The organism is Actinoallomurus sp. NPDC050550 (genome assembly GCF_040655075.1).
Classification (GTDB): domain Bacteria; phylum Actinomycetota; class Actinomycetes; order Streptosporangiales; family Streptosporangiaceae; genus Actinoallomurus.
Genome location: NZ_JBFAJC010000011.1, coordinates 161,978 through 179,203 on the forward strand (window position 1 = coordinate 161,978; position 17,226 = coordinate 179,203).

Genomic DNA, 17,226 nt, shown 5'->3' on the forward strand with positions numbered 1-17,226 from the left:
GCCTAATCGGACGCTCGGTGTCATACCGGGACAAGTAAGACGCAAAAGCCGCTCGTTGGGTTCCCCGGCGTCCCGGGGTGGGGCAGGAGGCGGCTGGAAACTGGCCAGGGCAGGCCAACAGCGATATATAGGGAGAAGCCCCTCCGGGTGCTGTCAAAGCTCGTTATACGTATCCTCGACTGTCAAAGGCGCTCCTGGAGGGCGTGGACGATCATGGAGACTGGTGGTCGACGTGGAGGAACCCGAGGCCTTCGGGGTTTGGCTGAGCCGGCAGCTACGTCGGAAGGAGATGAGCCAGGCGGAACTCGCCGCTCGACTCGACGTCACACGCGCAGCCGTCTCGGCCTGGATCACGGGTCGAGCCGAGCCGCGTATGGACAAGATTCAGGCGATCGAAGAGATCCTCGGTCTGGCGACCGGCTCATCGGTCACGCGCAGCGAAGCCCCGGATTCGTCCGGGAACATCCAGTGGTACCACCGGCCCGCCCACACCGACGGGGGCCGGGAGTTCGGCAACGCCGCAGCCTTCGCATTCGAGTCGGATCTGCGGATTCTCGCCCGGGAGGCGACGCAGAACAGCCTCGACGAGCGCCTCGACAACGACCGACCAGTGCGGGTGCGGTACATCCTTCACGAGATCTCGGGCGAGCGGCTCCACCGCTTCCTTGACGCCCTCCGGTGGAACGACCTCCAGAAGCACTTCGAGGCGGCGGCGGATCAGAGACAGAAGGTCGGCCGGGTGTTGGCCAACGGCCTCCGGGAGCTCCGCGAGCGTGGGAGCCTCCTGCTGTTGAGAGTGGACGACTACAACGCCTCGGGACTCACCGGGTCCGACTACGACGACGGTAAGTTCGCCGCGGTCGTCCGACGCCAACTCGACAGCCACAAGGGCGGCAGCGCCGGCGGATCGTTCGGGCTCGGCAAGGCTACCCTCTGGGCCGCCAGCCAGTTCGGTCTGGTCATGATGCACAGCACGCTGTCGGAACCTCACGAGGGTCGTCGGGAGCGGCGCCTGATCGGTCGGCTCGATCTGCCGTGGCGCGAGGTCGACGGCGTCCAATATGCCGGTCCGGCCTGGTTGGGCGAGCCGGACCCGCAACGAGATGGGGCCACGCGGTCCTGGTGGGCAGGCGAGCGCACCGTCGACGAGCTCTACCTCACCCGCGGAAGCAACGACCCCGGGACGTCATTCCTTATCGTGGGTGCGCATGACGCCGTCGTAGAGGCTCATGACCTGGAGAGCATGCACGCCGTTATGGTACGAAGCCTGGCCGCCGGCTTCTGGGCGTCCATGGTCGCCGGAATGGATTCCGTTCCCATGCTCGAAGCGTCGGTCGAGGCGCTGCGAGACGGCAAGGTAGTGGTCGCTGAGGAACGAATCGACCCTCACCGCTATGAACCCGCTCGGTCCCGGGCGATGCGCGCCTTCCTGGACGGCGATACCGCCGACGCGCTGACCTCGCCGGAGGACGTCGTACGTACGACCGTGACGCTCACCGTCCCACCGCGGAAAGACGCCGGCCGAGCGGCCCCCACGGCCCATGAAGCGGTCCTTCTCGTCACACCGACTGCGGCGGATGATGAAAGGCCGAACCGATTGGTTTGTATGCGCAGCAGTCGGATGGTGATCGTGGAGAGGGCGGTGAGCGACGTTCCGCTCGGTTCTCCACCCTTCCAGGCGGTCCTGCTCGCCGGCCGGGCCACCGGCGCTGATACGGAGGACGCCGTACGCGCCGAAGAGTTTCTCAGAGCCGCCGAACCCCCCGATCACAACGATTGGAAGCAGACGGACGACCTGACCGCCACATACGCGCGGGGTGCCGCCTCCCGGCTTCGAGAGTTTCGAAGGGCGATGCAGGATCAGGTACGCGCCGTCGTCCGGCCGCCGGAGATCAAGAACGATGAGACGCCGACGGTGTTGAAGGATCTGCTCCGCATGGATCCACCGCCGTCCGTACGTAGTCCGGGCTTCCCCACCATCAGGAGCGCGTCCGGTGAAGTCGGATCGGATGGCGCATGGAGGATCCGCGTCGAAGTACGACTCCCCGAACGAGAGGACCCCTGGGTGATGTCCCCGGTGCTGCGCTTCGCGACGAGGTCGGGGCCGCGCCCGCAGGCGGAATGGGCGGAGCTCACCGCCGAGACCAACTGCGAGGTCACCGAAGAACGGCATCTACGGTTCCCCGCCGGTTTCCGCGTCGCGTCCTTCACGGGGGTCAGCGCCGTCGCCAGCCATCCGGTCGCTGCGGATATGGCAGTGGCCGAGGTGGATCTGGTCCGGGTGAAGGAGAAGACCCGATGAGGCGGATAGTCCCCTACCCGGTCTTGGTCGGGGAGGTCGCACTTGAGGTCCGTGAGGCGCGATTGGACGACGTCTCCCTGCCGTACTCGATGATCTCCGGAGCGCAACGAGTGGTCGCCCTGCATGAGGTCGAACGCAGCGACTGGGAGACGGCACGGTTGTCCGTACGCTTGACCACACCCCGACATGAACTCGATGCGGGCCCATGGTCGGATGTCTCCTGCATAGCCATGCTCTCCGAACGGCGGACCAACGTCCGGACCTCAACGCCTCTTCGCGAGGAGGAGCCCGGGACCTGGGCGGGAGAGATCATCGTTCATCGGGATCTGCATGTGGCTCGGGCCGAGCTATCCGCTCAGGTGGTCGGCTCGGTAGACGGCGTCACAGGTCGGCTGATCGGCTCGACCCCAGACTCCTGGACTGTCGACCTGCAGGCGCGGAGCCCGGTCAGGCACAAGAGCATCACGACGGTCTGGGCGGACTTCGGAGACCAGGGCAACCCCCATCTGCATTCCTTCCGGACGGATCCCTGGACCGTCGAAGTGGTCGGTGACGAACCGGTGCTGTATCTCAACCTCGGGTTCGAAGGACTCGAGGCTCTGCTCCAGGGCACTCGTCTGACGGATCGGCCGGCGCGAGCCGCCATCGCGGCGCAGATCGCCACCGATGTGTGGACGGCGCTGTTCAACGCGGCGGCGTACGCGATCGAGGTGGACGGCGACCGTCCGGAGTGGCCTGGTGGCTGGCGGGAGACCACGCTCAGGCGGATGCTGCCGGACGTGTTCTCCGACCGTTCGCCGGACGATGCGATTCTGGAGATCGCGGCGCGTCGTCGGACCGGAGATGGTGGCGGGGAGCTCCAGCCACGTGTACTCCACGCGGCGGCCAAACAGGCACAGCTCTCCCGGAACCTCGGTGGCTTCATCCGTACGGTTCGCAAGACGGTGCAGGAGGACGAGTGAACGGCATTCCTGAGCGTCTCGCGCTGCTTCCGGACGAGGTCGCGGCTGGATACCTGACCACCGCCATGCTCCAAGAACGCGAACCGTTGCCAGAGGCGGCCATCGACCGGGCCTCCGAGCCGCTCCGAGACGAAAGGCGTTGGGGGGCCGAGCCCGTCCGCGAGTTGTTCGATGAGGCCATGAAGCGCTTCGAGGATTCCCGGACTCAAGCCGACGCGTGGCTGGCTCCGGTCCTGCATGCGACACTGCGTCTCTCTAGGCGTGAGGCGGCCGACAGTAGGCTGTGGAACTTCCTGGCTCTCCGGGTGGCTCCGGACTACGTTTTCTGGCGCCATCTAAGCAAGCCGACGGAGAAGCAGCCGATCCCGACGGTGAACCGGAATCGCTTTTCAGGGCCCTTCCACTCCCAGGCCTTCTCCCGGCTCTGGTGGGCAGCCGAGCTGTTCCGGGACGGGTACGACTATCAGCCTGCCGTTGTGGCCTGCCGGAACCAGGACATGTTGAACACCGCGCTGCGCCTGGAGATCATCCTCCACCGCCCCACCGCGCAGGCGATGCTTCGGATGCTGACCGACGGATCGGTCCGTACGGGCCGAGACGTCAACGCCCTCGCCCAGGCGGTGAACGCGGCCGCCACCACGTTGGCGTTCGAGGTCATCGCCCAGGACGCGCCGCCCGACACGTACGCCTACCGTGACTGGATGGAGCAGATCGAGGGAGCCCTCATACCGCTGGACTCCCTTGCCGACGGGCCGGATGACGGCCGCGCTCCACTCGGCGCGGTGAGCACCCTCGTCTCCCTGTTCGAGCGACTCTTCGCCGAGGCGCCGATACGTGGCAAGGACGGCGGTGCCGGCGAATGAAGCGGTGCTTAGGAAGGAGACCGCCTCCGGACCAACTCCGCGACACGAACGGCGGCCTCGGCCGGGTCCTCATGCTCCCATACACGGAGCACACGCCAGCCAGCCTCGGCGAGCAGGCGATCAGTCTCAAGGTCGCGTTCCCGGTTACGGACGACCTTCTCAGCCCAGTAATCGGCGTTCGTCTTCGACACGGTGTGGTGCTCGGGGCAGCCATGCCAGAAGCAGCCGTCGAGGAAGACCGCGATCTTTGCCCTGGTGAACACCAGGTCAGCGGTACGGCGGACCGAAGGAAGCGGGCGGACGGAAACTCTGTACCGCAGGCCGAGTGCGTGGGCGGCCCTTCGAAGAGCGAGTTCGGGCCTGGTGTCACGTCCTTTGTTGGACTGCATGCTCTTACGTACGCCGGCACTGGACGCTCGGGTCGGTCTCGCGGCTCCCACGTGTCCAACCGTAGAGAATCCGACGCGGTCGATGTGACGGGTCCCGGCCGATCGAAGATACGGCAAGGCCCATCGGCGGGATCAACGGCTGAGAGGTGGAAATGAGTAAGGGCGGGCTCACAAGCCTTGAGATCTGCGCCGGTGCGGGTGGCCAGGCGCTCGGCCTGGAGCGGGCGGGATTCGATCCCGTCATGCTGATCGACAATGACGCTCACACGTGCGCCACGCTCAGGGCCAACCGCCCCCACTGGAACGTGTGCCAGGAGGATCTGCGTCCCTTCACCGGAGCGGATCACTCGGAGGTCTTGGACGTCGATTTGCTGTCTGGAGGCGTTCCCTGCAGCCCGTACTCAGTTGCGGGAAGACAACACGGTGCCGACGACGAGCGAGACCTCCTCAAGGTCGCCATCTGGCTCGCCAGTGAAGTCAGTCCTCGCGCCATATTGATCGAGAACGTTGCGGCCCTCCTCACCGCTCCGAAGTTCTCGGCGTCCCGTACCTTCGTCCGCGAAGAACTGACGCACCTCGGTTACCGGCTCCACTGGAGGGTTCTCCACGCGGAGCAGTTCGGCGTGCCGCAGCGGCGACCGCACAGTGTGCTCGTGGCCCTTCGACCGGGTGCCTTCGAACGGTTCCGGTGGCCCGAGCCTGTAGGGGATCCACCGACGGTGGGGGAGGCACTGCACGACTCGATGGCGAGCAGAGGATGGAAAGGCACTGGCGCATGGGCTGCGGCGGCGAACACCATCGCACCGACCATCATCGGCGGTTCGAAGAGCCACGGTGGCGCCGACTTGGGGCCCTCCGGGGCCAAGAGGGCGTGGGAGAAGCTCGGCATCAACGGCACCAGCCTGGCCAACGAACCTCCGGCCGCGGACTTCGAGTTGCGGTACGGAGTCGGTAAGCACGGTCGGGAGGGACTTCCAAGACTGACCGTCGATCAGGTCGCCCTCCTTCAGGGCTTTCACGGCGACTGGGTGTTCAGCGGAGGCAAGACGGCGCGCTACCGGCAGGTGGCCCAGACCCTGCCGCCATCGGTCGCGGAGGCCGTCGGTCGACGGATCGCGGAAGCGCTCGGCTAGTGAGTTATCGCGTCGGTGGGGTTGTGCGAATCCATGCCTAACCCACCTCGGCGCCACTCCCCGTGGGCGGCGCCTCGACGTTCGTCGTCAGGCCTGATCGAAGACAGACGACAAGCTTCGCTGCAACGGACTCCGGAAGCCGCTGAAATTGACCAGGAGCCGCAGGTTAGGGGGACGGCACGCTGTAATGGGCGGCTCGCCAAAGATGAGTCGGTAGCTCACGGTACGCTTTGTGACTTCAGAGCAGTCTGTTGCCCATGGGATACCGAGTGCAGCAGCTCGCGGCAGCATGTGACCAGACGACACACCTGGAGATCGAGTGCAACCGGTCCAGATCGTTGACTTGTTCGCCGGTCCTGGCGGACTTGACGTGGCAGCCGAGAAACTCGACGTCAAGACGGTCGGTGTGGAATGGGACGACGGAGCCTGCGCAACACGTTCTGCCGCCGGACTGTCCACCGTTAAAGGTGATGTCCGCGAGCTTGGACCGTCCGACTTCTCCGAAGCGGATGTGCTGGCAGGGGGCCCACCATGTCAGACTTTCACGGTTGCCGGTAATGGGGCTGGCCGCAGGGCGCTCGATGAGGTACTGAGATTCGCCAAACGTATGGTCGCCCGAGAAGATCGCAAGGAGATCGCTCAGGATCTCTCCGAGATGGACGAGGAGCGGACGCGGCTGGTATTGGAGCCCCTACGCTGGGCTCTTGAAGCGATCGACAGCCGCTGCCCTTATCAGGCGATCATTCTTGAGCAGGTCCCGGCAGTGCTCCCGGTGTGGAAAGTCTACCGAGAAGCTCTCGAAAATGAAGGTTATTCAGTGGCTTGCGGTATTTTGCGCACCGAGCAATACGGCGTTCCGCAGACCCGTAGGAGGGCTGTTTTGATCGCACGTATGGGCGGTGGAAGAGTTATCCTTCCTCAACCCACACATCAGGCGTACCGAAAGGGCGTCGGTCGGGGTACCGGAGACGATGAACTTCTACCATGGCGGACCATGGCGGATGCGCTTGATAGATCGTATCCATTTATTGTGATGTCGAATTATGGTACTGGTGGAAATCCCAAAGCTCGCGGCTATCGCAACTGCCAGGAGCCGTCAGCAACCGTGACAGGGAAGATTTTCCGTAACCGCATCCTCGCTGAGGACGGTAACGAAATTGGTCGCTTCTCCTCTAAGGAAGCGGGCCTCCTTCAAACGTTTCCTGCCGACTATCCATGGACGGGACGTGATGTGGGTCAACAGATCGGAAATGCCGTACCGCCTCGTTTGGCCATGCACGTGATCTCTGCTGCATTCGGATGGGATCCTCCCACTGAGCAACGTTTGCAGAGTCTCGATACGTGGCGATCAGAAGAAATCTCGAAGTCAGAGAATCCTGGCGACACGACCGTCGGTGAAATCCAATGCGTCTAATCCTTGTTTGTCCTGGTTAATGCGGTGTCGAGGCGGCTGGATGGCGATGTCGCTGACGGCAGCCCCGAAGGGTGATATGGAGTTCGGCGTTCTCGCTCTGCCTTTGATGCACTTGGTGTAAATTACCGTGATCCATCCTTGAGGGTGGCAGTGAATGTCCGGCCGGCATGGCTGCCCGACCAGGTCAGCTCGCTTGCGAGCGCCCGGACCATGTAGAGGCCGCGGCCGCATTCGGACATGTCATCGACGTTCGGGATCGTCGGCTCCTTCGGGCCGCCCTGATCCGTTAAGGCGATCGTGGCGCTGTCCGGGCGGCGGCGCACTTCTACGATGAATCGGCCGTCAGGCCGGGCGGATGCCGTGTGACGGAGGGCGTTGGCCACGAACTCGCCGGTCACCAGTACAGCGTCGTCTAGGACCGGCATATCGGCGAGGAGGAAGGCGACGAATTCGCGGGCCGAGTGAGCGTGTTCGGCGATGCCTGGGAAGGCTCGTCGCCAGACCAGTTCGCAACCGACGGGGTAGACGTCCATGACGAAGCCTCCATGCTCGTGGTGAATGGAGCCGCGGCCCTGGGTGTCCCTCGCCCCACGCGAACCAGGGCCGCGGCTTGGCGGAGCGGTCCTGGGTGTCCACTTCGCCGGTGCGGCCACGCCGGTTCAAGCGCACAGCCGCACGGTCACGACCGGGAGCGCGTATGTTCCTGGCCGTCCCTCGAAACCGGCACATGCAGCGCTCCGTAGTCGTATGGTTACAGTCGCTCAGATCATGACTGAGCGCAAGTGCTTCGGAACAATATGTGAGGACGAGATGCCGTACACGCCGACGATCGGTGGCCGTCAGCTGGCTCGGGAGCTTCGTCACCTGCGGGAGCAGGCCAAGATGACTGGCGAGCAGGCGGCCCGGACCCTGGACTGGGAGCAGTCGAAGGTCAGCCGGATGGAGAACGCGAAGATGCGGATCACCTCCGGCGAGGTGATGGAGCTATGCGAGGCGTACGGCATTGCTGGCGAGAAGCGCGCTGAACTCATCAAGCTCGCCCGAGAGGCTCGAAAGAAGGGCTGGTGGCAGGAGTACGGCGACTACGTCAAAAAGGGGTTCATCGACTATCTGGCCTTCGAGGCCGAGGCGACCACCTACCGAGGCTACGAGGCCCAGCTCGTTCCCGGTCTATTCCAGACAGAGGACTATGCGCGCGCCATCTTCCGTACATGGTTCTCCGGTGAAGACGACATCGAGCGCGGCGTGGAAGCGCGTCTGGCCAGGCAAAGGCGCATCACAACGTCGACGCGGCCGCTACATGTTTGGGCCATCATCGAGGAGGCTGCGCTGCGGCGGATCGTCGGCGGTGCCGAGATCATGAACGACCAGCTCGGCCGGCTGATCGAGCTCGGTCGACTCGCGAACGTGAGCATCCAGGTCCTGCCCTACCGAGCGGGGGTACATGCCGCGATCGATGGCCCCTTCGTCCTCCTCGCATTCGATGGCTACCCGGAGGTCCTTTACATCGAGCACCTTATGGGCTGTGTGTATTTGGAGAAGCCAGGCGAGACGGCGCGGGGTAGCGTGGTGTTCGATCACCTCAGGACGTCGGCGTTGAACACCAGCGACTCTGCGGCGCTGATTGAAGAGGTGCGCAAGCAGATGGCCTGATCAGAGAGGACCTGCGGATGACGAGTCTGGATCTTGCCCGCAAGGCCTGGCGTAAGAGCCGTCGTAGTGGGCATGGCGGTAACTGTGTGGAGATCGCGGTGGCCTGGCGCAGGAGCACGCGAAGCGGGCAAGGCGGTAACTGCGTCGAGGCTGCAATATTGGCGCCGATGACGGCGGACGCTTTCTCGGGGCACCGTCACAAGTCGAGGCCGGAGAGCTCCGCGCCATAAGGGTGTTGATCATTCATCGACAACTGGCGGCTACCGATTCCTTGTATCAGGGCGGCTAACAGTATCGACTGCCCCTGACATCTTATGGAGGAGCGTCAACTACTCGAGCCTGCGGAGCACGATATACCAGTTCGGCTTGCCGGCGTTTTCGATTTGATCGAGCTTCCAGGTCTGGTCGCGCACCGGAAACGTATCGCCTAGGCCTAGGGTATAGTGCCGCGTCTCGTCGGTCGACACTGACAAATAGACCTCTTTCGTGCCGTCTGATAGAAGGGTGGCATTGAAGGCGCTGAAGCTGCCGAGATCGGTATTTACCTGAATGCCGTTGCGAAGCCCGATTTCGCCGTGTTTCATCGTTATCCCAGCGTGGTGTAACGTTGCCGCATGTTGGCCCTGAATTCTTTGGCCGTCATGGGTGTTGGGTGGTCTTTATTGTAAGGGTTGCGTAGGTGGATGCGCCCGTCTGCGGTCGCCTTGGTAACCTCATAGGCGTGTCCGCTGACGAGGTTATGCGGAAGACGTTTCTCGTTAGACCGCAGATCCCTGGTCCCGATGAGGATTGGCTTATTCTCTGAAAGTTGCGCGCGAAATTCATCGAGGATCTGCCGATCTGGACTGCGGCCTCGCGCGTCATATGAATCAGGGACGTCCCAGGTTCGCGCTGGAAATCCGGTCAGCTGAGTGAGTAGCTCGGCACGGTCGCTAGGATGGCTTCCCTTGTTCATGCGGACGTAACCGGTCGGCGGCTCTTCGTCTGGCTGGATGACTTTCCAACGTTCTTCCCATTTCTGTTTGCGTTCGTCACTCCAGATCTGGTCAATGCCGGCGACCGCCTTCTCGAGCACGGGAGCCCATGCTGCTCCAGTCTCATTAGAATCGGCAAAGGATGGTCGGTCAGGGTTGGCCTCGAAGACCGGAAATTCTGGTGTGACCGTCAGGGTGATGGTGTGCCCGGTCGGCTCGTAGCATAGGCTTGAAGACGAGAACTTCGCATCGTGGAGACGTACCTCATAATTGCCTTCACCGGTCTCCCGAACGCATTCTCTGATCGCCTCTGGGTGATGGGCAGCGACCGCTCCGAATGTAGCGATGATGCCGCAGTCGCCGAGCGCTCCCTGCTGAGCCTGCTCTCGCCTCGGTTTGCCGTCGAAGAGCGGTGTGCGGATACCATCCGGCCTATCAAGCGGTGTTCCGTAGCGATCTGGAATCATGAGCGGAAACTCGTGCGGGTCTTGAAACTCTGGCCGATCGACGATGCTGGCCAGCTCTCCAGATTGATCACTCGAGTCGAGCCTTTTGATCGACCGCTTTATGTTGTCGAGCAGACCTCGCTCTGCGATACCCTCGTCGGAATCGCCGATCAACGGTGCATCGTTGCGGCTTCCACTCGTCGTCTCCCGCTCATCGAGGCCATCCGCACCCGTTGCCGCGTCGAAGGATTGTTGTTCGTTCGGCAGTAGGACCCCATCGACCTCGTCGACGACTGCCCAGCTTCCGTCGACGTCCATGTTCTGGGCGGGGGAGTCTGATGGTTCACCCGGCTCGGAGACTTCGCCCTCCGGCCCGGCCGGTGCGTCGGATCTGTCTTTAGTAAGGGTGGCATCCTGCTCAGCGGTCGACTGCTCGGATAGCTGGGTCGTCTCTGGCTTGCTGCGTGGAGAATCATTTCTGCTGGCGGCGGCTGCCTCGCGGCGGCTGTCAGCGCGAGACGGGAAGCCCTCCGCACCGGGCCTGTCCGGAGGGAGTGTTCGGCGTGCAGCCGGAGGGTTCTCCTCGATTTTCTCGGTCTCTGCGTCAGAGCCCGTACTGACGCGGTCAATGGCCATCCGTGACCTCGCTGATCATCACGCCGCCACCCCCGGACGCCGACGCTACCGTGTTGACGGAGGGCTTGACCATGCCGGAAGACGGACAAGCGAGGGCACAACGGTGCTGCCTATGACAAGTGCCGGGGCCAGACTGCGAGCGAGTGGTCTTGGTCCGTGACGGCAACATCCGCGACGATGCACGTCGCGTTGTCTCGGTGCCGGCTCAGGGGTTCCAGGGCAAGCAGGGAGGCCACGGCTGTCTCTGGCGATCGCTCCTGGCTCAGTACCGTGTGTAGGGTCTCGGGGCTGAGCGGCATCCCCAGTCCATCGCTGCACACCATGTAACGGTCACCAGCGCGAACGTTCCGCAGAGAGACCGCTGGGTCGGGATCCATCTCGGTATACAGCGATCGACACGGCATAAAGGGGGCGTCGATCATTTCAAAGGGCATGCCCAAGACGCACCTGCGGTCGCCAACGGCGATCTGGAACATCACGCCGTCGCGCACCATGAAGGCAAGCGTGTTGCCGATATGGGCGAGGCCCAAGTGACCGTGGGCCAGCACCAGCGCGGTCATGCTGGCTTGCATAGCGTGCCCTTGCTCGGCGGCCAGGGCCTTCAGTCCGCGATGGGCCCGTTGGAAGATCGCCAGTGCGGCCTCGTCGGCGTTGCGACTGGTGCCGGCGGCGGCAAAGCAGCGGGCGGCGTCGACCGCGACCTTGCCACTGAGCTCTCCGCCTTCCCCTAGACCCTCGGCTACGGCCAGCACAGTGGGAGCGGCATAGACGGCATCTCGGTTGGTCGAGGCTTTGGAGCCGCTGACCGAGCCTGCGGCGAAAGAAAACCACACGTACGGTGTGACGCTGCGTCGCCATCACAGGATCGGACATCCTGCGTCTTTCCTGATCGTGCTGCTCGCTGATCGGCTTGTCGACCAGATCGTCGATGATCGACAGCCATGGTTCCCCCCTTCGCAGGCGGTAGGCATCGGGGATCGCTTCGACGCCCGTACATGGCTGGGGAGCTCCGCGACACGAGCGCTCGGGCGCGGCCGAGCGGCGTGGAGTGAGCATTGAGCAGCGTGATCGGATTCTTCGTACCTTCGCGCAGTCGGCCCGCCATCGACGATGACGTGATCGTTGTCGCCGAGTGCTTTCGCGTGGTCGAGCTCGTTGATCCCGGCCGGTCCTGACCGCTGAGGCTGGCCGGGAGCCGGATTGCGCAAAGTGCTGTGACTCGGGCGTATCGGATGGATACTCGCGTTCATGAGGTTCCGTGCGACGGTGCAACTCGACGGTAAGACGGCGACGGGGATCAACGTTCCGGATGAGGTCGTGGAAGGACTCGGGAGTGGTAAGCGGGCCCGGGTGAAGGTCACGATCAACGGCCACGAGTACTCGACGACGTTCGGAAGCATGCGCGGGGTGACCAAGATTCCGGTCAGTGCCGAGCATCGGAAGGCGGCCGGGCTCGCAGCCGGTGACGAGGTGGACGTCGAGGTCGAGCTCGACGACTCTCCGCAGGAACTCGCCGTACCGGCCGATCTCGCGGATGCGCTGAAGACCGAGGCGGAGGCGCAGCGGTGCTTCGACGGGCTGTCGCCCTCCCGCAGGAAGGCGTACGTGACTTGGATCGAGCAGGCGAAGAAGGCCGAGACGCGGGAGCGTCGCGTCGCTCAGGCGGTCGAAGAGCTGCGCGAAGGTCGCCCTCGGCGCTGAGCCGCCTCCCGTTTCCACACTCCGACCGCGGCGAGGGCCAAGCCCGACGTGCTCATCGATCCATAGGCCGGCGCACGCGGGGTTGCGGCAAATGGCGTGAACCGAGCAGGCGGCTCACTCGTCGGATCAACGTTCGTGATCTCGACGGAAGGTGCACGATGGACGCGGCGCGTGGGGCGGAGCTGGTGGCTCGCATGTTCGGCGAGGGGCACGGCCTGGCCTGCCGGCTCGACGGTGGCGTCGTCGAGCTCCCAGATGCCGGCCTGCGGTTCGCGGTGGAGACCCCGGATCTGTAGCCCAACGCGGGTGCCGATCGGAGTGAACCATCCCGCGTGGGGCGAGGTGTTCGCCTGGGACCAGGCCGTTGGCGTCGGCGGGGGTGACCGGTATCCGGTGGTCGCCGCCGCGTACGACTGGCTGCACAACGTCTTCCCGGTGTGTACGGTCCTGAAGCTCGCCGCCCGCCTTGGTCTTCAGCCCGTCGATGCCTTCGAGCGGTTCGGCGCGGAGCAGACCCTCAGCACCGCCCGGCTGCACACGTTCAAAATTTGAAAGACCTAGTGGAGGCCCGATGCCGTTGCTCGTGCGCCTGCGGCCCAACGGGCCGTACGTGCTGTTCACGCTGATCGCCGTCGCAGCGGTGGTGTTCGGGGTGACCCGGCCCGACCTGATGGGAGTGCTGATCGCAGTCAGTGGCGTCGTGTCGCTGGCGGCGTTCGGTGGTCCGATCATCGTCAGCACGGTGTGTCGGGTACCGGTGGTGGCGGTCGACGAGAGTGGGATCCGCTTCCCGCTGATGGGCGTGCGGTTGAGCTGGGGCGAGGTGGCCTCGGTCACGCGCAGTGTCGCCCTGCGCGGCAAGACGTCAACCCCGGTGTTGCTGATCGTTCCCGCCGAACCGGAGGACGTCGTCCGCCGCGCACTGCCGTGGCTGCGCCGGGAGGCACGCGGCAACATGGCTCGGTACGGCACCCCGATCGTCCTGTCTGATCTGTCCCTCGACCACTCGATCGACGACATCGTCACCGCCGTACGTCGTCGGCGGCCGGCAACGGCTTGAGCGCGTTGTAGCCGCGCCGGGCGCAGTAGGGGCGCGACTTGGGTCGGCGTCCTGACCGCCGAGACCGACCGGGTGTTTTGACGAGCTGACGTGGTGTTGGCGCGGACGGTACGGAGACTGGTGATCAGGAACTCCGCGCGACGATGCGGGGCGGTGAAGTTGGCAGTGCGGAGTATCGATCTCACCGATCAGGCGGATTACGGTTGGCAGTGAACGTCGCATGAGGGAGCAATGGACCCTAACCTCCTTCGGTGACTGGTCAGCTTCCTTGCATCCAGGCCCTCGGCTGCGCCCTGCATTTCCCGCCACCACACCACGGCATCGAGCACACCATCTATTGGCGGAACTGGCGAGATCGCCACCGCGCCCGCTGGCACCACCAACGAACTGCCTCCGCCAACCACCCCGGCACGCATACCCGCAGCTCACCTAATGAAATGCGCTGCCGCACTAGAGATCGGCTGAATCGCCCACCGGTATGCGGGCGTAGTCGGTCTCCTCCTCGTCGAGCCACTCGTCGAAGTACTCCAGACCGATCGTGCTGAGCTGGATGTCGTGGATCGGGAACGCCCGGGCCGGCCGGACGCCGCGGACGAAGGCGATAGCCTCGCCGATCTTCACCCAGGGGCCGGATGCCGGGACCAGTAGGGTGTCGACCTCGTCGGTGGGGACGAAGAGGGAGTCTCCCGGGTGGTAGAGGCCGTCCACGATGAACCCGAGGTTCGGGCAGCCGGGCAGTCCGTCGATGACCTCGGCGTGAACGCCGCCCACGGCTTTCACGGTGAAGCCGGCGGCGGTGAAGGTCTCGCCCGCGGCGACCGCGACCGCTCCCTCGCCGAGCTCGGCAGCCAGTGCCGCATGGGTGTGGATGGTCAGTGTTGGGTTGGCCGCCCGGGCGGCCTTGAGTGCCTCGACGTCGATGTGGTCGGGGTGCTCGTGGGAGACGAGCACGGCCGTGGCTTCGGACAGCGCCGCCTCCGCATCGGAGAAGGTACCCGGATCGATTACCAGCACCCGATCGCCGTCCTGGACGCGCACACAGGCGTGTCCGAAATTCGTCAATTTCACCGGATCACCATATCGGCCGACCCGAGAAGAATCGCTTTCCCGAGGAGAAAGCGGTCTTCCGGTCAGGCCGCCGCCGCGAACTTCCCGTCCCGGATCCGTGGCTTGCGCGGAGCGGGCTGGGCGAGCGGAATTTCAGACGGCCGAGGGCAGCCAGGGACGCCGGTTGGCGAGGCGAGTGAGCGCGTCGAGCAGACCGATGTCGTGCTTGGCTGGACGTGACTGGACTGTCGTGCTAATCAGGGTCGAGTGGGTCGTCGGCTGCGCTTCGCCTCTCGGTCAGCTCGCAGGAAGTGGTTCGTTCGGGTACAAGTCCCGCCATAGGCGGCTAAGAAACTTACCGTCGCTTCCGTCGCTGTATTGAGCTGCTGTGAACAGAGAATCCTCTGGGAGCTTGGAAGTGTCCTGAAGTGCGGTGCGCAGCTGCTCTTTGAAGTCGTTGATACCAGCGTCTCCTTCCGGATGTCGCGCGCGCTGGATCAGGTCTTCGTAAGCCTCATCGTAGGCTTCGGGGTGGCAGTGCGTTTCTACTGTGCCGAGGAGTATCGCGAACGGTGCATTCCTGTCTTCACGCCAGTATTTTCCCTTGAGTGCCATCGTTCCTCCTAGGGGCCCTTTGGCGGCTCGACGTACATCGTGTTCACTTCGTAGCTGCCTTGGGCGGAGTTGGGGCGGAAGAAGAACTCGACGGTCCCACCGGCGAACGACTCCATCTGTGTAGCCTGCGGTGGTGGAACATCGGGATCCCGGTCGTTTGCTCGCGCATATACAAATGCGTCTCGACACTCCATCGCCACCCGGCGATCTCCTGCTATTGGTGTAAGGGCGTAGCCGTCACAGTAGCGGTGTCCATCTGGGCCTAATAACTCGTCAATGGGTATCGAGACGGGCGGCGGATACACGTCTGAGGCGAATGGCATATCGAGAGTCTCGCGCACCTTCTGATGTTCCGTGCCACGCGCGAAGGCGGTTGCGAAAGCCCCCGGGTCCTGGATCGCGGTCGCAGAACTGGCGCACTTGTGGTCCTGGTTTCCAGGCTTACAGCCGTCGATGCCTGCCACGCGTTTGTCGGCATCGAGCTGTGCCGGGTCCTCCAGGGTGGTCACACGCTGAAACAGCTTGTCGTCGTCGGCAAAGCCTTCATGACGCTCCAGCGCATGGCCTCTGCCTTGATCCAGTGCGGCGATGACTCGCTGTACCGCCGGGTCGCTGTCTCTGGCCGACGAAAGCCAAGGCCGCTGCTCAGCATTCTGCTCGATGTACTCTTTCGCCTGTTCCGCCGAGAGTTCCCGCAGACCGGCCCGGGGAGGGGCAAAGCGTTCCAGCACTTCCCGCGGGGTCGGCTGGTCATCACCCAGCGGAGTATCGAGGCGCTCACCGAACGGGCGGATCGTTTCACCGCTGTGGGCCTCGGGCACGAGTGGTTCCTGCTGGCTGTCGCTTCCCTGCCGGCCGGCTGTCTTTTGATCGTCGGCAGCCTCGGTGCCTGACTGGGCGGAAGACTGCCGCCCGTCGTTGTCGACTTCAGCCGCACCGGCTCTGCTTTCTGCTCGCGACGGGAAGCCCTCGGCGCCTGGTCTGTCCGGCGGCAGGCGATGTGCGGCAGGAAGAGTCTCGTCGATCTTCTCTACATCGGTATCGGTGTCGTCGCTTAAGCGATCAGTGGCCATCTGCCACCTTGCGAGTCATTCGGTCGCCACCCCCGGGAATGTCGGCATCCCCCGTTTTGACAGAAAGACTGACCCTGACACACACAAGGGAACCAGTGTGCGGCGGAGCTGTCTACTACCACAGAGTGTTCGGAGACGAAGACGTGACCATCAGGCGGACCTGGCCGTGCGGATGTGCTTCCGGTGATCGAAAGTCTCCGAAGCTCGTACAGGCGGCCTCTTCTCATCTGGACATCGCGCCGTCATAGGGTCACGTCATGGATGAAGGGCGAGATGACGGCCGTATCGCCGGATTCCTTGACGAAGAACGACGGCTGACCGAGCGGCTCGATGGTCTGGCTCCTGCGGCTCGGGCTGCGCTGGCGGCGGCGGTCGCCGAGCGCCTGATGCCGCACTACTGGCGGTTTCACGAGCAGACCGGGCTGGGCGAGCCGCTGGTGCTCCAAAGCGCTCTGGACGGCGTGTGGGATCTGCTGGAGTGCGGGTCCGCCTTCGACATCGTCACCGTGGGCGTGGCCTGCATGGACCAGGCGTTCGTCGCCGCCGAGTTCGGTTTCGACCTCGCCGGCACGAGGACATGGGAGGCATGGCGGGTCGCGAACGGCGCCGCGACGCCCTTGGCGGAGAACGCCGTACACGCCGCTTGGGGTGTGACGGGCGCCTGTCACGTCGCTGTCCACGGTGGGATCAGAGAAACACTGCACTGCCTGCGCTACGGCCGGGGCGCTGCTCTGGCAGTGGCCCGCCAGGGGGAGCTCGATGCACAGCCGGTACAGGCCGCAGAGCGCGATCCGCTGGTCGAACAGGAAAAACACCGTCAACTGCTCGATCTGGAGCTGTTGGAACGCTCGACCCTTACCACCCAGGTCCTCGCCGACCTGCGAACACCTGCGTCACACCGCCCGTGACGGCCGGCATAGCGGGAGCCCCACCAGACCCCAACTGCCCCGCGGCATCG

20 protein-coding genes are annotated in these 17,226 nt (G+C 64.3%); 12 read left to right on the forward strand and 8 right to left on the reverse strand.

From position 1 onward, the window contains the following. Nucleotides 1–55: 55 nt before the first annotated feature. Genes AB0I04_RS17910 through AB0I04_RS17920 form a run of 3 tightly spaced genes read left to right on the forward strand, consistent with a single transcriptional unit; the run spans nt 56 to nt 4,127 of the window. The gene (locus AB0I04_RS17910; protein WP_360885632.1) at nt 56–2,302 is read left to right on the forward strand and encodes a helix-turn-helix transcriptional regulator; all 2,247 of its coding nucleotides are present in this window, start codon (nt 56–58) and stop codon (nt 2,300–2,302) included. Then, entirely contained in the window at nt 2,299–3,264 is a 966-nt protein-coding gene (locus tag AB0I04_RS17915) for a hypothetical protein (protein WP_360885634.1), read from the forward strand. Before AB0I04_RS17910 ends, AB0I04_RS17915 begins: the two co-directional genes overlap by 4 nt. After that, nucleotides 3,261–4,127: a DUF6339 family protein gene (locus tag AB0I04_RS17920; protein ID WP_360885636.1), complete on the forward strand. Its 867-nt coding sequence runs from the start codon at nt 3,261–3,263 to the stop codon at nt 4,125–4,127. Before AB0I04_RS17915 ends, AB0I04_RS17920 begins: the two co-directional genes overlap by 4 nt. Before the next feature lie 8 nt (nt 4,128–4,135). Here AB0I04_RS17920 and AB0I04_RS17925 read toward each other — a convergent pair whose 3' ends face one another. Beyond that, complete coding sequence (locus AB0I04_RS17925; RefSeq protein ID WP_360885638.1) at nt 4,136–4,567, reverse strand: very short patch repair endonuclease; 432 nt, start codon at nt 4,565–4,567, stop codon at nt 4,136–4,138. A gap of 101 nt (nt 4,568–4,668) precedes the next feature. Here AB0I04_RS17925 and dcm point away from each other — a divergent pair, with 101 nt between their 5' ends. Further along, on the forward strand, nt 4,669–5,649 hold the full coding sequence (gene dcm / locus AB0I04_RS17930) for a DNA (cytosine-5-)-methyltransferase (protein WP_360885639.1): 981 nt from the start codon (nt 4,669–4,671) through the stop codon (nt 5,647–5,649). 319 nt (nt 5,650–5,968) lie between these two features. Beyond that, nucleotides 5,969–7,063 carry a DNA cytosine methyltransferase gene (locus AB0I04_RS17935; RefSeq protein ID WP_360885641.1) on the forward strand — a complete coding sequence of 365 codons (1,095 nt, stop codon included), beginning with the start codon at nt 5,969–5,971 and terminating at the stop codon, nt 7,061–7,063. 122 nt (nt 7,064–7,185) lie between these two features. Here AB0I04_RS17935 and AB0I04_RS17940 read toward each other — a convergent pair whose 3' ends face one another. Beyond that, complete coding sequence (locus AB0I04_RS17940) at nt 7,186–7,596, reverse strand: ATP-binding protein (RefSeq protein WP_360885643.1); 411 nt, start codon at nt 7,594–7,596, stop codon at nt 7,186–7,188. Nucleotides 7,597–7,831: 235 nt separating this feature from the next. Here AB0I04_RS17940 and AB0I04_RS17945 point away from each other — a divergent pair, with 235 nt between their 5' ends. Both AB0I04_RS17945 and AB0I04_RS17950 read left to right on the forward strand, forming a co-directional pair. Further along, nucleotides 7,832–8,716: a helix-turn-helix transcriptional regulator gene (locus AB0I04_RS17945; RefSeq protein ID WP_360885645.1), complete on the forward strand. Its 885-nt coding sequence runs from the start codon at nt 7,832–7,834 to the stop codon at nt 8,714–8,716. Nucleotides 8,717–8,733: 17 nt separating this feature from the next. Next, nucleotides 8,734–8,946 carry a DUF397 domain-containing protein gene (locus tag AB0I04_RS17950; protein ID WP_360885647.1) on the forward strand — a complete coding sequence of 71 codons (213 nt, stop codon included), beginning with the start codon at nt 8,734–8,736 and terminating at the stop codon, nt 8,944–8,946. A gap of 99 nt (nt 8,947–9,045) precedes the next feature. On the opposite strand, the gene AB0I04_RS17955 is transcribed toward AB0I04_RS17950, so the two are convergent. The 3 genes from AB0I04_RS17955 to AB0I04_RS17965 form a co-directional block, all read right to left on the reverse strand. After that, on the reverse strand, nt 9,046–9,300 hold the full coding sequence (locus tag AB0I04_RS17955; RefSeq protein WP_360885649.1) for a DUF6406 domain-containing protein: 255 nt from the start codon (nt 9,298–9,300) through the stop codon (nt 9,046–9,048). A 2-nt stretch (nt 9,301–9,302) separates the two neighbouring features. Then, entirely contained in the window at nt 9,303–10,454 is a 1,152-nt protein-coding gene (locus AB0I04_RS17960) for a hypothetical protein (RefSeq protein ID WP_360885651.1), read from the reverse strand. A gap of 428 nt (nt 10,455–10,882) precedes the next feature. Continuing rightward, nucleotides 10,883–11,605, reverse strand: coding sequence for a hypothetical protein (locus AB0I04_RS17965; protein WP_360885653.1), 723 nt, complete (start codon nt 11,603–11,605; stop codon nt 10,883–10,885). Nucleotides 11,606–12,020: 415 nt separating this feature from the next. On the opposite strand from AB0I04_RS17965, the gene AB0I04_RS17970 reads away from it, so the two are divergent. From AB0I04_RS17970 to AB0I04_RS17985, 4 genes are all read left to right on the forward strand, one after another. After that, nucleotides 12,021–12,473 carry a YdeI/OmpD-associated family protein gene (locus AB0I04_RS17970; RefSeq protein ID WP_360885655.1) on the forward strand — a complete coding sequence of 151 codons (453 nt, stop codon included), beginning with the start codon at nt 12,021–12,023 and terminating at the stop codon, nt 12,471–12,473. Between the two features lie 158 nt (nt 12,474–12,631). After that, the gene (locus AB0I04_RS17975) at nt 12,632–12,769 is read left to right on the forward strand and encodes a hypothetical protein (RefSeq protein WP_360885657.1); all 138 of its coding nucleotides are present in this window, start codon (nt 12,632–12,634) and stop codon (nt 12,767–12,769) included. Between the two features lie 10 nt (nt 12,770–12,779). Then, entirely contained in the window at nt 12,780–13,025 is a 246-nt protein-coding gene (locus tag AB0I04_RS17980) for a hypothetical protein (protein ID WP_360885658.1), read from the forward strand. A gap of 19 nt (nt 13,026–13,044) precedes the next feature. Next, nucleotides 13,045–13,533, forward strand: a complete 489-nt coding sequence (locus AB0I04_RS17985; RefSeq protein ID WP_360885660.1) for a hypothetical protein — start codon at nt 13,045–13,047, stop codon at nt 13,531–13,533. A 450-nt stretch (nt 13,534–13,983) separates the two neighbouring features. On the opposite strand, the gene AB0I04_RS17990 is transcribed toward AB0I04_RS17985, so the two are convergent. The 3 genes from AB0I04_RS17990 to AB0I04_RS18000 form a co-directional block, all read right to left on the reverse strand. Then, on the reverse strand, nt 13,984–14,601 hold the full coding sequence (locus tag AB0I04_RS17990) for an MBL fold metallo-hydrolase (RefSeq protein ID WP_360885662.1): 618 nt from the start codon (nt 14,599–14,601) through the stop codon (nt 13,984–13,986). A gap of 276 nt (nt 14,602–14,877) precedes the next feature. Next, complete coding sequence (locus AB0I04_RS17995) at nt 14,878–15,195, reverse strand: hypothetical protein (RefSeq protein WP_360885663.1); 318 nt, start codon at nt 15,193–15,195, stop codon at nt 14,878–14,880. A gap of 8 nt (nt 15,196–15,203) precedes the next feature. Then, nucleotides 15,204–16,268, reverse strand: coding sequence for a hypothetical protein (locus AB0I04_RS18000; protein WP_360885665.1), 1,065 nt, complete (start codon nt 16,266–16,268; stop codon nt 15,204–15,206). Nucleotides 16,269–16,525: 257 nt separating this feature from the next. Between AB0I04_RS18000 and AB0I04_RS18005 the strand changes: the two genes are divergently transcribed. After that, a complete protein-coding gene (locus AB0I04_RS18005) occupies nt 16,526–17,176 on the forward strand; it encodes a DUF416 family protein (protein WP_360885667.1) in 651 nt (216 codons plus the stop codon). Nucleotides 17,177–17,226: the final 50 nt, after the last annotated feature.

Bases quoted from the DNA above. Each gene is read 5' to 3' on its own strand.
- AB0I04_RS17915 (WP_360885634.1), top strand. From the start codon at position 2,299: ATGAGGCGGATAGTCCCCTACCCGGTCTTGGTCGGGGAGGTCGCACTT.
- dcm (WP_360885639.1), top strand. From the start codon at position 4,669: ATGAGTAAGGGCGGGCTCACAAGCCTTGAGATCTGCGCCGGTGCGGGT.
- AB0I04_RS17940 (WP_360885643.1), bottom strand. From the start codon at position 7,596: ATGGACGTCTACCCCGTCGGTTGCGAACTGGTCTGGCGACGAGCCTTC.
- AB0I04_RS17945 (WP_360885645.1), top strand. From the start codon at position 7,832: ATGACTGAGCGCAAGTGCTTCGGAACAATATGTGAGGACGAGATGCCG.
- AB0I04_RS17950 (WP_360885647.1), top strand. From the start codon at position 8,734: ATGACGAGTCTGGATCTTGCCCGCAAGGCCTGGCGTAAGAGCCGTCGT.
- AB0I04_RS17955 (WP_360885649.1), bottom strand. From the start codon at position 9,300: ATGAAACACGGCGAAATCGGGCTTCGCAACGGCATTCAGGTAAATACC.
- AB0I04_RS17960 (WP_360885651.1), bottom strand. From the start codon at position 10,454: ATGGACGTCGACGGAAGCTGGGCAGTCGTCGACGAGGTCGATGGGGTC.
- AB0I04_RS17970 (WP_360885655.1), top strand. From the start codon at position 12,021: ATGAGGTTCCGTGCGACGGTGCAACTCGACGGTAAGACGGCGACGGGG.
- AB0I04_RS17975 (WP_360885657.1), top strand. From the start codon at position 12,632: ATGGACGCGGCGCGTGGGGCGGAGCTGGTGGCTCGCATGTTCGGCGAG.
- AB0I04_RS17985 (WP_360885660.1), top strand. From the start codon at position 13,045: ATGCCGTTGCTCGTGCGCCTGCGGCCCAACGGGCCGTACGTGCTGTTC.
- AB0I04_RS17995 (WP_360885663.1), bottom strand. From the start codon at position 15,195: ATGGCACTCAAGGGAAAATACTGGCGTGAAGACAGGAATGCACCGTTC.
- AB0I04_RS18000 (WP_360885665.1), bottom strand. From the start codon at position 16,268: ATGGCCACTGATCGCTTAAGCGACGACACCGATACCGATGTAGAGAAG.
- AB0I04_RS18005 (WP_360885667.1), top strand. From the start codon at position 16,526: ATGGATGAAGGGCGAGATGACGGCCGTATCGCCGGATTCCTTGACGAA.